This window comes from Streptomyces sp. NBC_00557 (assembly GCF_036345995.1).
In the GTDB taxonomy this organism is placed as follows: domain Bacteria; phylum Actinomycetota; class Actinomycetes; order Streptomycetales; family Streptomycetaceae; genus Streptomyces.
This window is the reverse complement of record NZ_CP107796.1, coordinates 7,006,774-7,021,076: the sequence shown is the minus strand read 5'-3', so window position 1 is coordinate 7,021,076 and position 14,303 is coordinate 7,006,774. Positions and strand designations below refer to the sequence as shown.

Below are 14,303 nucleotides of genomic sequence, written 5' to 3'. Positions count from 1 at the left end.
CCGTCTCATGCCCGGGCGGTGAGGACCGGGGTGCCGTCCGAACGATCGGGGGTGCCGTCTGAACGGGCGGCGGCCGGGCGCCGTACCCCTGGGCGGATCACGACAAGCTCCGCGGAAGGAAACCCACATGAGCAGCGCATCGCCCCATCCGGCTCCGGGACCGGCCCGCCGTACGGTCGTGGCGGCGGCCGGAGCGGCGGGTCTGGCCGCCGCGCTCGCGGCCTGCGGGTCGAGCGACAACGCGTCCGGCTCGGTCGACCCGGGGTCCGGCTCCTCCGGATCGGGGGGCTCGGCCGGGACGGGAAGCACCGGCTCCACGGGAGCGTCGCAGAACAGCGGCGGCGGCGCCGCGCTCGCCAAGACCTCCGACATCCCCGAGGGCGGCGGCAAGATCTTCAAGGACCAGGGCGTCGTCGTCACCCAGCCGACGGCGGGCACGTTCAAGGCGTTCTCGTCCAAGTGCACCCACCAGGGCTGCGCGGTGGGCAGCGTGGCGGGCGGTGTCATCATCTGCCCGTGCCACAACAGCCACTTCTCCGTCGCGGACGGCAGCGTGAAGCAGGGGCCGGCCACCCAGCCGCTGCCCGCCGAGAAGATCACCGTGTCCGGCGAGGACATCAAGCTGGCCTGAGGGACACGAGGAGGGGCCGTATGACCCTGACCGGGCAGCGCCGGGGCCGGAAGATCATGATGACGCCCGGCGAGCTGGACGAGTTCCTCACCCGTCAGCGCACCTGCCGGGTCGCCACCGTCTCGCAGGACGGCACTCCGCACGTCAGCGCGCTGTGGTTCGCCTGGGACGGCGCCTCGCTGTGGCTGTACTCGGTGGTGCGCAGCAGGCGCTGGGCCCAGTTGCGCCGCGATCCGCGGGTGGCCGTCGTCGTCGACTCCGGCGAGGAGTACGACGAGCTGCGCGGGGTCGAGCTGTCCGGCCGGGTGGCGTTCGTGGGCGAGGTGCCGCGCACCGGGGAGCTGTGCGCGGAACTCGACACGCCCGAGGCGCTGTTCGCGCGGAAGTACTTCGGCCTGGACGAGCTGCCCCACGACGGCCAGCACGCCTGGGCCCGGCTGACACCGGAGAAGACCGTCTCCTGGGACTTCGGGAAGCTGGGGTCGTCCTAGGGACTCAGCCGACCTTCTGCGCGGCGGCGCGCAGGGCGTCCACCGCCGCCCGGATCGACGGGCGGCGGTCGGCGTCCGCGCGCCAGACGACGTACACATGGCGGCGCACCCGCTGCTTGAGCGGCACGAGGACCACGCCGTCCGGGACCGGGTGCCGGCCCAGCAGCGGCGCGATGCACACGCCGAGACCGGCGGCGACCAGGCCCAGCTGGGTGTGGGTCTCGCCCGCGCGGTGGCCGACGATCGGCTCGACGCCCTTGGACCGCAGCGTGAACATCAGCCACTCGTGACAGAACTCGCCCTGCCCCCAGGTGATCCACTCGTCCTCGGCGAACTCGGTGAGGTCCACCTCGTCCCGGCCGGCGAGCCGGTGCCCGACGGGCATCGCGACATCGGCCGGGTCGTCCAGCAGGGGCGCCTTGACCAGCCCGTCCGGCACGGGCATCGGCTTGTTGTACCAGTCCAGGACGACCGCGAGATCCAGGTCGCCGCGGACGACGCCGGCGATGCCCTGCTCCGGTTCCAGCTCGCTGGAACGCACCCGCAGCCCGGGATGCCGGGAGCGGAGGGCGCCGAGGGCGTCGGGGAAGAGCCCGCGCGCGGCCGTCGGGAACGCGGACAGCCTGAGTTCGCCGACGACCTGCCCGCGGTGCGCCTCCAGGTCGGACTCGGCCAGCTCGACCTGCGACAGGATGCGCGCCGCGTGCTCCGACAGCAGCCGCCCGGCGTCGGTGAGCCGCACACCCCTGCCGTTCTTGGCGAGCAGTTGCTGGCCGACCTCGCGCTCCAGCTTGCCCAGCTGCTGGGAGACGGCGGACGTGGTGACGTGCAGCGCGTCCGCGGCCGCGCTGACCGAGCCGTGCCGGGCGAGGGCGTCGAGGGTACGCAGGCGCTCAAGATTCAACATGTAAGTGATTCTAAGAGGTACCAGGTGAGAAATCTCGATTGTGCTACGAGGTTGCCTTCAGCATTCTTGGGTCCATGAGCACGGTCACCGCACCCCGGACCCAGTCCCCCGCCCCAGCCCGCCCCCGCGCCCGCCTGGACTGGCGCCTGCGCTTCGGCGCCCTGTCCCTGATCTGGGGCTTCAGCTTCCTGCTGATCAAGGTGGGCACGCAGGGCTACGCCCCCTTCCAGGTCACCCTCGGCCGTCTGGTGTTCGGCACGGCGGTCCTGGCGGCGGCGATGGCGGTCAAGCGGGAGCGGCTGCCGCGCGGGGCCCGGCTGTGGGGGCACATGGCGGTCGCCGCGTTCTTCCTGAACGCCCTGCCCTTCTCCCTCTTCGCCTACTCCGAGCTGACGATCCCGTCCACGCTGGCCGGCATCTGTAACGCCACGTCGCCGCTGTGGGGGATGGCCCTGTCGCTGGTCGCGCTGTCCGAGGACCGGCCCACCCGGGTCCGTGTGGCCGGGCTCGGGCTCGGTTTTCTGGGCGTCCTGACGGTGCTGGGCGCGTGGCAGGGCTTCCACGGCCTTGACGCCGGCGGTACGGCGATGGCGCTGCTCGCGTCGCTGAGCTACCCGGTCGGCTGGATCTACGTCAGGCGGACGCTGGCGGGCACGGGCAACTCCCACCTGTCGATGACGGGGGCGCAGCTGATGCTCGCAGCGCTCCAACTGGCCGTCGTCACGCCCTTGTTCACCAGCTTCCCCACGCGTTTCCCGCTCGTTCCGCTGCTGGCGGTCGCCGCGCTGGGGGCGCTGGGGACCGGGCTGGCGGTTCTCATCCAGTACGGGCTGGTTGCCGAAGTCGGTCCGACGACCGCGCAGATGGTCACGTACTTCATCCCGGTCATCGCCACGGGGGCCGGCGTCGCGATCCTCGGGGAGTCGCTGCGGTGGACGACGCCGGTGGGTGCGGTGATCGTTCTTGCGGGGGCCGCGCTCACCCAGGCGCGGGGACGCAGGGCCGCCTGACACCCCGCACCCCGCGTTCACTCCTCACCAGGGGGTTTCGTTTGGATCAGCCGGGGGTCCGACCTGATCCGAGCGAAACCCCCTAGCCGTGCACGCGTGCCGGAGACGGTCGTACCGCTGCCGCCACCGCGTCCGCCAAGGGGCCGATGTCCTCCTCCGTGAGCGTGGAGACCGTGATGCGGACACCCGGCAGCGAGGCCACGCGGAAGCGGGCCCCCGGTGCCACCGCCCAGCCCGACTGCAGGAGCCGGCCCACGGCACCGGTCTCGTCGGGGACCGGTACCCACACGTTCATGCCGCTGCGGCCGTGGGCGGCGACGCCGCGTTCCGCGAGCGCGTCGACCAGCCCGTCCCGGCGAGCGCCGTACGCCTTCGCCACCGCCGCCCGGTCCACCGCGCCCTGGGACCACAGCCGGGTCACGGCCCGTTGCAGCAGCAGGCTCACCCAGCCGGGGCCCAGCCGCTGCCGGCCGCGCACCCGGTCGACGGTCACCGGGTCGCCGGTGAGGACGGCCACGCGCAGGTCGGGGCCGTAGGCCTTGGAGGCGGAGCGGACGAGGGCCCAGTGGTGGGTGACGCCGGCGAGGGGGTGCAGCGGGAGGTCGACGATGCCGTGGCCGTGGTCGTCCTCGATGAGCAGGGCTCCCGGGTGCTCGCGCAGCACCGCGCGCAGGGCACGCGCGCGTGGGGCGGTCACCGAGGCGCCGGTCGGGTTCTGCGCGCGGTCGGTGACGATCAGGGCGCGGGCCCCGGACTCCAGGGCTCGGCGCAGGTCCTCGGGGCGCGGTCCGTCGTCGTCCACGCCGACCGCGTGCGTGCGCAGGCCCAGCGCCGGGACCAGGTCGAGCACGCTGGCCCAGCCCGGGTCCTCCACGGCGACCGCGTCGCCCGGCCTCAGGTGCGCGGCGAGGATGCGCTCGATGGCGTCGAGGGAGCCGGACGTCACGGTGACGAGGCCTTCGGGGACGCCGTCGGCGTCGAGTTCGGCGCGGGCGAGGCGGACGAGGCCGGCGTCGATCGGGTCGCCGCCGTAGAGGACGGGCCGCCGGTCGCCCTCCTCCGCCGCCGCGGCGAGGGCCGGTGCGAGGCGGGGCAGCAGGGCGGGGTCCGGATTGCCCTCGGAGAGGTCGCGGCCTCCGGCCGGGACCTCCACCCGCAGTTCCTCGCGGCCCGTGGTGGCCGGCTTGGGCCGGACGCGGCTGCCCCGGCGGCCGGCGGTCTCGATCACCCCGCGCTCGCGCAGGGTGCGATAGGCGGCCGCCACGGTGTTGGGGTTCACGCCCAGCCGGTCCGCCAGCTCCCGCATCGGCGGCAGGGACTGTCCCGGCCGCAGCTCTCCGGCGCCGACCGCGCGCTCGACGCTGGCGGCGATCTCGGCTGCGCCGCGCCCCTGAATGGGATAATCTCCTAGCACAAAGAACATTATGCACTAGTACAATGCCGGAGTCGATGCGGCTGCCGCCGATCGCCGATGCTCCATGGAGGACCGCCATGCAGGGGACGACCGAGGAAACCCAGGCCGCCGCCTACACCCCGACCGACCGGACCGTGCCCACGCGCTCCGCGGCCCGGGCGTCGTACGACAAGGAGCTGGTGCACGCGATACTCGACGAGGGGTACGTCTGCCACCTCGGCTTCGTCCGCGACGGCGCCCCCGTGGTGCTGCCGACCCTGTACGGCCGGGTCGGCGAGCGGCTGTACGTGCACGGGTCCACCGGCTCCCGCCCGCTGCGGATGACCGGCGAGACCGACCCGGGCCTGCCGGTGTGCCTGACGGTCACCCACGTCGACGGGCTGGTGCTGGCGCGCTCCGCCTTCCACCACTCCATCAACTACCGGTCCGTGGTGGTGCACGGCATCGCGCGCCAGGTCACCGACCCCGAGGAGCAGCGGATGGCCCTGGACGCGCTGGTGGACCACGTCGTGCCGGGCCGGTCCGCCGACTCCCGGCCCGCCAACAAGAAGGAGCTGGCCGCCACCGCGGTGATCCGGCTGGATCTGGACGAGGTGTCGGCCAAGCTCCGCACCGGCGGTGCGAACGACGACCCGGAGGACCTCGGTCTGCCGTACTGGGCCGGCGTCGTCCCGCTCCGGAAGGGCTACGGCGCGCCGCTGCCCAGCGCCGACCTGGCTCCGGGCGTCGAGCTGCCCGACTACCTGAAGTCCCTCTGAGTCTCCGGCAGGTGGACCGGCGCCGGCTCCCGGCCGTCGCGTGCCTCACTCACCGCGAGGCCCGCGACGGCGCCGAGCAGGAGCAGGGTGCCGGCCGCGGTCGTGGCCGTGAGCCGCTCGCCGAGCAGGGCGACGGCGAGCACGGCCGCGGTGACCGGCTCCAGCAGCATGATCACGGAGACCGTCGCGGACCGTACGACGGCCGCCCCGGCGAAGTACAGGGCGTATGCGAGGGCCGTGGGCACGGCGGCGATGTACACCATCAGCCACAGCAGCCGCGCCGGATGGGCGGTGTGCGGCAGCAGGCCCTCGTGCAGGGCGAACGGCAGCAGGCACAGGCCGGTCACCGCGAACGCGCCCACGGTGGTGCCGGAGGCGTCGGCGCCGCCGCCCCTCCCCCACCAGCGGGTCAGCAGGGTCATGGCGCCGTAGCCCGCGGCCGACAGCAGCGCGAGGAGCACTCCGGCCGGCCGTACGGTCGCCGTCGAGCCGCCGAAGGTGAGCACGGCCAGCCCGGCGAGGGCCCCGCCGACGGCCGAGATCCCGCCGGCGCCGAGCCGTTCGCCCAGCAGCAGCCGGGCGCCGAGCGCGATGAGGACGGGGCCCGCGCCGAGGGTGACGACCGTGGCGACGGCCAGGCCGGTCGACTCCACGGCCGCGAAGTAGGCGGTCTGGAACACCGCCAGACCGAGGCCGGTGGCCAGCACCCGGCCGGCCCGCCGGACCAGGGGCTCAGCGGTCGCCGGACGGGTCCACGGACGCAGTCCGCGTCCGGCGAGGAGCAGGACCAGCCCCAGCGCGCAGCGCCAGAAGGACAGGGCGAAGGCGCCCATGTCACTGGCCCGGTAGACCAGCGAGGCGGCGGCGCCGGCGGTGCCCCAGGCGGCACCGGTGATGAACAGGTAGAGCAGGCCGCGCCCGACGGGCAGGCCGGCGGCAGTGTGTGACGTCGTCAAGGGATTCTCTTCCGCAGAAACGCACCCGGAGGTGCGGAAGTTCGGGGGCGGCCCGCTTCAGCGGGCCGCGCGGACTTCGTCTGCGGGCAGCACCGTCCGGCCCGGGCGCGGGAGTCGCGCGGGCGGGTGTCCCGGAGGCCCGCCTCAGGCGGCCGGGGGCGGAAGGACGAGTGCGTTCGACGGCATGATCAGCACCTTATGCGGCGGGGCCCGGGGCCGACAACTCGCGTTCGGCGCCGCCCGACGCCGCCACCGGCTCGCCGGAACCCTTCGCGGGCGCCGAGGACTGGGCGATGAACGCGCCGATCAGGACGACCGCGCCGCCGGCCACCTGGGGCGCGGACAGGTGCTCGCCGAGCAGCACCCAGGCCAGCACCGTCGCGATGACCGCCTCCAGGCAGGCGACGACGCCGGCGACCTGCGGCGACAGCCGGCGCACGGACAGCACCCCGGTGACGTACGCGACGACGGTGGCGATCAGCACGATCCAGCCGAGCAGCGCGAGGGCCGGGACGGCGGTGCCGTTCAGGTCGGCGGTGCCGGCCAGCACCGACCAGCGCATGCCCCAGGGGCGGGCGACGACGGTCAGCACGAGGGCGCCGGCGAGCAGGCCGTAGGCGATGACGCCGAGCGGGTCCGGCGCCTCCTCGCCCGCGTCGCCGCCGTGGTCGGCCAGCACGAAGTAGCCGACCTGGCAGCAGGCTGCGCCGAGCGCGAAGAGCAGGCCGAGGGCGTCGAAGCTCAGCCCGGACCAGACCTCGACGACGCAGGCGAGGCCGCCGGCAGCGAGGACGACGCCGAGCGCGGCGGCACGGGTCACGGGCCGCCGCTGCACGAACCGCACCCAGCCCAGCACCAGGGCGGGGGCGAGGTACTCGATGAGCAGCGCCACGCCCACCGGGATGCGGGACAGCGCGGCGAAGTAGCAGGCCTGCACGCCCGCCACGGCGAGCAGCCCGAACCCGGCGAGCAGCGCGGGCCGGCGGCGGGGCAGCGCGCGATGCCGTACGGCGACGGGCAGCATGACGACGGCGGCGCCTGCCACCCGCAGCCAGACCACGTGGAGCGGGTCGAGTCCCGCCTCGATCAGGGGTTTGGCGGCGACTCCCGACCCACCGAAGGCCAGCGCCGAGGCGAGCGCGAGACCGAGCCCCACGCCCTTGCCCCGGCCGCCCCGACTGCTGTCTGACGTATGCACCGGCACATGATGACAGGCGGCGACATGAGCGTCATCCTCGTTGACACCTGTCTCAGCGGCTGGACGCGCACCACCGTCAGCGGGCCCGCCCGTCCTCCCCGGCGCGGGTCTGCGCGCCGCGTGCGACAGGGGCGTCCAGTTCCCGGATGCCGGCGCGCTGCAGGACCTCGACGGCCCGGGACTCGGGGTCCGCGGTGAGGGCGGCGAGCAGGTCGACACCGGTGACCCGGGAATCGCCGCGCAGCCGGGCGCGCTCGCGGGCGCCGGCGACGGCGGCGGCCGCGGTGGGCGACCAGCCGGCGGTGTCCCTGGCCTCGCGGGCGCCGGGCACGGTGGGGCCGGGGACGACGGCGAGCGCCCCCGAGTCCTCGACCCGGCCCTGCCAGCGCAGCCCGTAGCCGATGCTGCGCTGCACGAGATAGCCGAGCAGCCGGGCGAGTCGCGGCGGGCCGCCGACGGCGGCACGGACCTCGGGGTCGTGCTCCAGCAGGGAGTGCAGCAGATGGGCGGTGTCGATCTGCCGGTCCCCGTCCCGCACGGCCCGGCGGCGGGCACCGGCGACCACCGCTGCCAGCTCGGCGCCGAGCACGGCATCGTCGTCCAGGTGCGGCACCGCCTCGTCATGGGCGGCCGGGCGGGCTGTACGGGGTTGCACAGCCCTTACCCCATCAGCCTCGGCGGGCCGGGTCATCCACGAGCGGAACCATCTTCGCGTCCCACACAGAGTGGACATCGGCGTTCGGCATCTCATCCTTACGGAGGAGATCAGACCGATCCGGGCCGGACAGCGCGCGTCGGACCTGTTCGACGCGGCGGTGATACGGCGGGTGGGCTGACGCCGCCGGGCCGTCCGGCTTCCCGACGTGCATTGCGGCCGAGGCCGACCGGACGTGTCGCCCACGGACGCGGCGACGGCCGCCGTGAACGAGCGGTGCGCAAGCCGGACAGCGCGCGCCGCCCGGCGCCGGTCAGGCGAAGGCGCCCCGCGCGGTGTCGCGCGGGGCGCCCGGTGTGCCGTACGGGTCTCAGTGCTCGTCGGCGAGGATCAGGTACAGCTTCTTGCGGGCGTCGTTGATGACGGCCAGCGCCTTCTCGCGCTGTTCCTTGCTGCCGGTCTTCCAGACCTGGCCGAAGGCCTCCATCAGACCGACGCCGGCCTGGCGGATCTCGCTGAGGGCCTCCCAGTCGACCCCGCGCGAGGCCTCCTCCCACGGGGCGTCCGGCCCCTCGTCGGCGGCGGCGCGCCCGTCCTCGGTGAGCGTGAACAGCTTCTTGCCGCCCTCGCTCGCACTGGCGATCAGCCCCTCGTCCTCCAGCAGCTGGAGCGTGGGGTAGACCGAGCCGGGGCTGGGCTTCCAGGCGCCGCCGCTGCGTTCGGCGATCTCCTGGATCATCTCGTAGCCGTGCATCGGGCGGTCCTTGAGCAGGGCCAGGATCGAGGCCCGTACGTCACCGCGCCGCGCGCGTCCCCGCGGGCCGCCGCGGCCGCGGTGTCCCCAGGGTCCGGGTCCACCGGGGCCGAACCCCGGCCCACCCGGACCGAACGGGCCGAAGGCGGCCCGTCGCCCCTCGAATCCCCCGAAGCCCCGCAGTCCGGGGCCCTCGTGCCGGGCGCGGTGCTCGAATCCGTGCGTGTGCATGGCGATCACTCCGTCCATCGATGATCAGTCACGTCTGCATCGCGTATCATTCGCGATGTCTCAACGATATATCGGAACCGATCGCCTGACAAGGCTCCCTCCCGATGCCCTTCCTTCTCGCCCGCCCTGGCGGGAACGTGCCAGAGATCGCCGGTTGGCCTTGGTCGGGTCTCGGTCACGGCACTAGCGTCGGCGTCATGCGCATGCGAATCGTGGACGCCTTCACCGACCGCCCCTTCGCCGGCAACCCGGCCGGAGTCCTGCTCCTGGACGACGTCTTCCCCGACGACGACTGGCTCCAGAACGTCGCCATGGAGATCAACCACGCCGAGACGGCCTTCGCCCACCGGCTGCCCGAGGGCGGGGAGGCGGACTGGGCGCTGCGCTGGTTCACGCCCGTCGCCGAGGTCGCGATGTGCGGGCACGCCACGCTCGCCACAGCCCATGTCCTGCACGCCACCGGCGCCCACGAGGGACCGGTGCGGTTCGCCACCCGCAGCGGCGTGCTCATCGCCACGCCCGCCGAGGACGGCGCCCTCACCCTCGACTTCCCGACCGCCCCGCTCACTCCGGCGGAGATCCCGGCGGGGGTCGCCGAGGCGCTCGGCGCGGCGCCGGTCGCCGCGTTCGACACCGGCCCGAACGTGGGCGACCTGCTGCTGGAACTGGCCGACGAGAAGACGGTCCTGGGCCTCGCGCCGGACCACAAGTCGCTCGGCGCCTTCTCCTCGCGCGGCATCATCGCCACCGCCCGCGCCGACGACCCGTCCCGGGGCTACGACTTCGTCTCCCGCTGCTTCTTCCCGAACGTCGGCATCGACGAGGACCCGGTCACCGGCAGCGCCCACACCGCCCTCGCCCCGCACTGGTCGGCGCGCCTCGGACGCGACGAGCTCACCGGGCTCCAGGCCTCCCGCCGCACCGGCCTGGTCCGCACCGCGCTGCGCGGCGAGCGCACCCTGCTCACCGGCCACGCGGTCACGGTCATCGAGGGCGAGCTGCGGGCCTGAGCACCGGTCGTCAGGCCGTGGGCAGCCAGCCCACCCTGCCCGCGAGGAGGGCGTAGCCGACGAACGCGCCGATGTCGAGCAGCGAGTGGGCCACGACCAGCGGCCCGACCCGGCCCCAGCGCCGGTACAGGTACACGAACACCACGCCCATGACCATGTTGCCGAGGAAGCCGCCGACGCCCTGGTAGAGGTGGTACGAGCCGCGCAGGACCGCGCTGGCGACCAGTGCGGTCCCCGGGGTCCAGCCCAACTGGCCGAGCCTGCGCAGCAGATAGCCGACGACGATGACCTCTTCGAGGATCGCGTTCTGCATCGCCGACAGGACCAGCACCGGGAACTTCCACCACACGTCCGGCAGTGCCTCGGGGACGACGGTGAGGTTGAAGCCGAGGCCGCGGGCGGCGAGGTAGAAGGCGATGCCGGTGCTGCCGATCACGGCCGCCACGCCGGCGCCGCGGCCCAGGTCGGGCCAGGGCCGGGTGCGGTCGAAGCCGAGCGTGCGCAGGCTCCCGCCCTCGCGCAGGAGCAGGTGGGCGACGAGCGCGACGGGGACCAGCGCGGTGGCGATGCCGAACAGCTGCCAGGCCAGGTCGAGCCAGGGGCGCCCGGGGGCGGCCGACGCGTTGAGGGTGGCCGCCTGGTCCTTCAGGCCGCCCGGCTTGGTGACCGCGCCGATGAAGCTGATCAGCGCGGAGACCCCGCTCGCGCCCAGCGACAGGGCGAGGACGAGCAGCGTCTCGTCCCGCAGGATCCGCCGCGGGTCGCGCCGCTCCGCCCCGGATCCGGCCACCGACTCAGCCTCCACCTGCACCCCTGCCTCCATCCGGCTCGTGGACCTCGGGCCCACTATGCCTGGCAAGGATCGCAGAGGACACGGGAGCACGGCACAGGCCCACCTCTTGGCGCCCCTGCACCGGGCACCTCGGTCGTCACGCCGCGCCCGGCCATGGCGGCACGGACCGGCGGTCCGTACGGCGGGCCGGCGGTCCGTACGGCGCTCAGCCCCACCGGCGCCGCCGGGTCACCCCAGCGGCACCGGCTCCGGCAGCCCCACCGGCCATGTGTGCACCGGCTCTCCGACATGCATCAGCTCGGCGTAGCGCCGCGTCGTCGCCGCCAGGGCCGCCTCGCGGGCCATGCCCTGTTCGAGGCAGCGGTGGAACGTGGCCGCCTGCCACGACGCCCCGTTCACCCGGCGCCGGCACCGCTCCTCGATGACGCCCAGGTAGAGATCCCGGTCGGCCGGCTCCACGCCCCACGCGTCCAGCCCGGCGGAGGCCAGCGGCAGCAGCTCGTCGCGGACCAGGGTGACCGCGTCGACCTCGCCGGTGCCGCCGTACCGTCCCCGCCGGGGCCACACCAGGCGCGCGTCGATGCCGTACCGGCACGCCGCGTCGAAGTTGGCCTCGGCCGCGGCGAAGGGCAGCCGGGTCCACACCGGCCGGGACTCCTCGGCGAGGGCGCGGACCAGGCCGTAGTAGAAGGCCGCGTTGGCGATCACGTCGGTGATGGTCGGCCCGGCCGGCAGCACGCGGTTCTCCACCCGGAGATGGGGGACGCCGTCGGCGATGCCGTACACCGGCCGGTTCCAGCGGTAGATCGTGCCGTTGTGCAGCACGAGTTCGGCGAGCTTCGGCGTGCCGCCCGACGCGACGGCCTCCAGCGGGTCCTCGTCGTCGCACAGCGGCAGCAGCGCCGGGAAGTAGCGCAGGTTCTCCTCGAACAGGTCGTACGCCGACGTGATCCACCGCTCCCCGAACCAGGTGCGCGGCCGTACGCCCTGCGCCTGGAGCTCGGGCGGGCGGGTGTCGGTGGACTGCAGGAACAGCGGGGGCCGGGACTCGCGCCACAGCTCGTGACCGAACAGGAACGGGGAGTTGGCGCCGACGGCGATCTGCGCGGCGCTCGCCGCCTGCGCCGCGTTCCACACGTCGGCGAAGCGGGCCGGGGTCACCTGGAGGTGCAGCTGCACGGAGGTGCACGCGGCCTCCGGGACGATCGACTTGGAGGTGCACACGAGATGCTCGACGCCCTCGATGTCGAGCCGGAAGTCCTCGCCGCGCGCGGCCACGATCTGATCGTTGAGCAGCGTGTAGCGGTCCACCTCGGAGAGGTTGGAGGAGACCAGGTCGTCGCGGTCGAGGGTGGGCAGGATGCCGATCATGACGATGCCGGCGTCCACCTCCCCGGCCTTGCGGTCGGCGTAGGCGAGCGAGGTGCGCAGCTCCTCGGCGAGCCGGTCGAATACCCGTCCGCCCAATCGGTGTGGCGCTATGTTGACTTCCAGGTTGAACATGGCGAGTTCTGTTTGGAAATCACGGCTCGCGATCCGCTCCAGTACCTGCCCGTTCAACATTTTCGGCATGCCGTCGGACCCCGCGAGATTCAATTCGATCTCGACGCCCATGAGGTTCTTGGGGCGGTCGAATCGCTTCTCCCGCAACAGCCGCTCCAGTCCCGCCAGACACTTCTGGAGCTTTTCGCGATAGCGCTGACGATCGGACAGGTCGAACTGCCCCGCCACGACCTTCTCCCCCATCGAAGTGTCCCTCCTCGGCTGGGCGGGCCGGCGAACCGGCCGCCGGGGCTCCCGGGTGCAGCAGGGATGATGCCCAGCGGAAGCGATCCATAACGCCCCCGCGCGGACCCGGCAGCCGCTACTCTGTCGGAATGTTCCCCGCGGCACATTCACGGGGCATGCGTCGGTGGCCCTACGGGTGCCCCCATCACCTCGTGAAAAACGCCGACGACATTCGGCCGACCGTTACCGGTGCGTAGCACGAGGTCAGCGGCGGGGTGGTGGTCCGGAAATCGGGAGGACTCCCGCAAATCGTCGGCTTATTACCGCCTTGCGCGACTTCCCTGATTAAGGTAGACGAAACAACGGCCGAACACGCGTCATATAAACTTCGCCCACAAGGCGGAAGGCTGACGCCTCGGTCCCTGGTTCCTGCCGTGTCCAGGCCGTCCCGACGACGGGCGGCAGGCCGAGCCGCACCCATGTTCCCGACCGGGCCTGCACCCTTCCGGCCTTGCGTGAGCAGACAGCGCCGTCCGCCCCATCCCTCCTCGCGCCGTCGCGCCTGTCGAACGAGAGGCGACCCACATGCCGCTGCACGTGCCCCCTGCCCCCGCGCCTGCCCTGCGTTCCGTCCTCACCGCCCTCGGTTCCCCCACCGCGGTCCGTGAGGCCCGCACCCCCTCCCTGCGCGCCGCGCAGGGGCCGACCACACCCGAACTCCCGTTGCCCGTGCACGTCCTGGACCGGATCACCGCACAGGGCCTGTCCGCGACCCGGCTGGCCGGCTGGCGCTTCCTGATCCGCTGCGGCGATCGGGCGGTGGCCGCGGCCGAGACCATGCTCACCCCGGACGGCTGGGCCTTCTCGCACTTCTTCGAGGGCCCGTACGTCACGTCCACCGAGCGCGCCCTGCACCAGGCCGAGGCCCTGGCACAGCCGTACCAGGCGCGCCTGCTGTCCCTGCCCGGCCTGTACATGCTCACCCTGTGGCTGCACGGCGACATCACCGCCGACGGGGCCGAGGGCCACCCGGCGGACACCGATCTGCTCGTGCCGCTCGCGCCGGCCCCGCCCGGCATACCGGCGCACCGTCCGTTCCGGGTCGCCGAGCTGCTTCCGGTGCTGACCCACCGCGCGACCCCGGTGCCGCTGCTCGGGCCGCCCGTGCTCGGTTCACCCGCCTGACCGAACGACCGCGTACCCCGCTTGCCCGCAAGGGCGGCGGGGTACGCCCATGTCAGCCGCCCGGCCTGCGATGACTAGCCCGATCCGGCCACTGCGAACCACCCGAAGTGACAGTGCACTTGGGCTGAACCGTCCGCGCGGGTGACGCGTCATGAACCTGTGAGAAGCCGTGCTGCGAAATCCCTGCGGAACAACGCCGAGAGGGCAACACTGGGTTCCGACCGACTTGAACACCACGGGGGACGCCATGACCACGACAGAGCGAAAGATCCCACCCATGTGTCAGCACCAGCCGCCGTGTCCGCCAGCCGAATCCGCCGACCGGGAGTCCGCCCGTCTCGTGGCGCACCACCCGGAGCAGGGATGGAGTCTGCTGTGCAACGGCGTCCTCCTCTTCGAGGACACCGGTGAGCTGCTGCCCGACGGCCGGATCATCGCTCCGCACCGCCCGCTCGGTGCGGAGCAGGTGATGACGGCCGCCTGAGCGGAGCCCGAAGAAGCTCCCGAGCGGAGCGCGAAGAGGAAAGAGGGGCCGGCCGCACGTGTCCGTGCGCACCGGCCCCGACGTGTGTCCGGGGGTGG

Annotated in this window: 15 protein-coding genes; 7 read left to right on the top strand and 8 right to left on the bottom strand. The window is 73.4% G+C overall.

Annotated features, from left to right (window positions below):
* Positions 1–127: 127 nt before the first annotated feature.
* On the top strand, positions 128–631 hold the full coding sequence (locus tag OG956_RS30970; RefSeq protein ID WP_330341299.1) for a Rieske (2Fe-2S) protein: 504 nt from the start codon (positions 128–130) through the stop codon (positions 629–631).
* Between the two features lie 20 nt (positions 632–651).
* Entirely contained in the window at positions 652–1,122 is a 471-nt protein-coding gene (locus OG956_RS30965) for a pyridoxamine 5'-phosphate oxidase family protein (protein WP_330341298.1), read from the top strand.
* 4 nt (positions 1,123–1,126) lie between these two features.
* On the opposite strand, the gene OG956_RS30960 is transcribed toward OG956_RS30965, so the two are convergent.
* Positions 1,127–2,029 (bottom strand): LysR family transcriptional regulator, encoded by a 903-nt coding sequence (locus OG956_RS30960; RefSeq protein WP_330341297.1) that lies wholly within the window; start codon positions 2,027–2,029, stop codon positions 1,127–1,129.
* A 74-nt stretch (positions 2,030–2,103) separates the two neighbouring features.
* Between OG956_RS30960 and OG956_RS30955 the strand changes: the two genes are divergently transcribed.
* The gene (locus OG956_RS30955; RefSeq protein WP_330341296.1) at positions 2,104–3,039 is read left to right on the top strand and encodes a DMT family transporter; all 936 of its coding nucleotides are present in this window, start codon (positions 2,104–2,106) and stop codon (positions 3,037–3,039) included.
* A gap of 82 nt (positions 3,040–3,121) precedes the next feature.
* On the opposite strand, the gene OG956_RS30950 is transcribed toward OG956_RS30955, so the two are convergent.
* Positions 3,122–4,453: an aminotransferase class I/II-fold pyridoxal phosphate-dependent enzyme gene (locus tag OG956_RS30950; protein WP_330341295.1), complete on the bottom strand. Its 1,332-nt coding sequence runs from the start codon at positions 4,451–4,453 to the stop codon at positions 3,122–3,124.
* Positions 4,454–4,530: 77 nt separating this feature from the next.
* On the opposite strand from OG956_RS30950, the gene OG956_RS30945 reads away from it, so the two are divergent.
* Positions 4,531–5,211: a pyridoxamine 5'-phosphate oxidase family protein gene (locus OG956_RS30945; protein WP_330341294.1), complete on the top strand. Its 681-nt coding sequence runs from the start codon at positions 4,531–4,533 to the stop codon at positions 5,209–5,211.
* Here the strand turns inward: OG956_RS30945 and OG956_RS30940 are convergent.
* The 4 genes from OG956_RS30940 to OG956_RS30925 all read right to left on the bottom strand — a co-directional run bounded on the left by OG956_RS30940 (position 5,193) and on the right by OG956_RS30925 (position 9,005).
* Positions 5,193–6,167 (bottom strand): DMT family transporter, encoded by a 975-nt coding sequence (locus OG956_RS30940; RefSeq protein ID WP_330341293.1) that lies wholly within the window; start codon positions 6,165–6,167, stop codon positions 5,193–5,195. The two genes, OG956_RS30945 and OG956_RS30940, sit on opposite strands and share 19 nt — an antisense overlap.
* A gap of 196 nt (positions 6,168–6,363) precedes the next feature.
* Positions 6,364–7,371 (bottom strand): EamA family transporter, encoded by a 1,008-nt coding sequence (locus OG956_RS30935; protein WP_330341292.1) that lies wholly within the window; start codon positions 7,369–7,371, stop codon positions 6,364–6,366.
* A 70-nt stretch (positions 7,372–7,441) separates the two neighbouring features.
* Entirely contained in the window at positions 7,442–8,020 is a 579-nt protein-coding gene (locus OG956_RS30930; protein ID WP_330341291.1) for a Clp protease N-terminal domain-containing protein, read from the bottom strand.
* A gap of 370 nt (positions 8,021–8,390) precedes the next feature.
* Positions 8,391–9,005 (bottom strand): PadR family transcriptional regulator, encoded by a 615-nt coding sequence (locus OG956_RS30925; protein WP_330341290.1) that lies wholly within the window; start codon positions 9,003–9,005, stop codon positions 8,391–8,393.
* Between the two features lie 197 nt (positions 9,006–9,202).
* Between OG956_RS30925 and OG956_RS30920 the strand changes: the two genes are divergently transcribed.
* Complete coding sequence (locus OG956_RS30920; protein WP_330341289.1) at positions 9,203–10,015, top strand: PhzF family phenazine biosynthesis protein; 813 nt, start codon at positions 9,203–9,205, stop codon at positions 10,013–10,015.
* A 10-nt stretch (positions 10,016–10,025) separates the two neighbouring features.
* Here OG956_RS30920 and OG956_RS30915 read toward each other — a convergent pair whose 3' ends face one another.
* Both OG956_RS30915 and OG956_RS30910 read right to left on the bottom strand, forming a co-directional pair.
* Positions 10,026–10,838 carry a CPBP family intramembrane glutamic endopeptidase gene (locus tag OG956_RS30915; protein WP_443065626.1) on the bottom strand — a complete coding sequence of 271 codons (813 nt, stop codon included), beginning with the start codon at positions 10,836–10,838 and terminating at the stop codon, positions 10,026–10,028.
* Between the two features lie 198 nt (positions 10,839–11,036).
* Positions 11,037–12,554 carry a glutamate--cysteine ligase gene (locus OG956_RS30910; RefSeq protein WP_330341287.1) on the bottom strand — a complete coding sequence of 506 codons (1,518 nt, stop codon included), beginning with the start codon at positions 12,552–12,554 and terminating at the stop codon, positions 11,037–11,039.
* Positions 12,555–13,121: 567 nt separating this feature from the next.
* On the opposite strand from OG956_RS30910, the gene OG956_RS30905 reads away from it, so the two are divergent.
* Both OG956_RS30905 and OG956_RS30900 read left to right on the top strand, forming a co-directional pair.
* Positions 13,122–13,721, top strand: a complete 600-nt coding sequence (locus tag OG956_RS30905) for a hypothetical protein (protein WP_330341286.1) — start codon at positions 13,122–13,124, stop codon at positions 13,719–13,721.
* A gap of 277 nt (positions 13,722–13,998) precedes the next feature.
* Positions 13,999–14,205, top strand: a complete 207-nt coding sequence (locus OG956_RS30900) for a DUF5999 family protein (protein WP_030603474.1) — start codon at positions 13,999–14,001, stop codon at positions 14,203–14,205.
* Positions 14,206–14,303 lie beyond the last annotated feature (98 nt).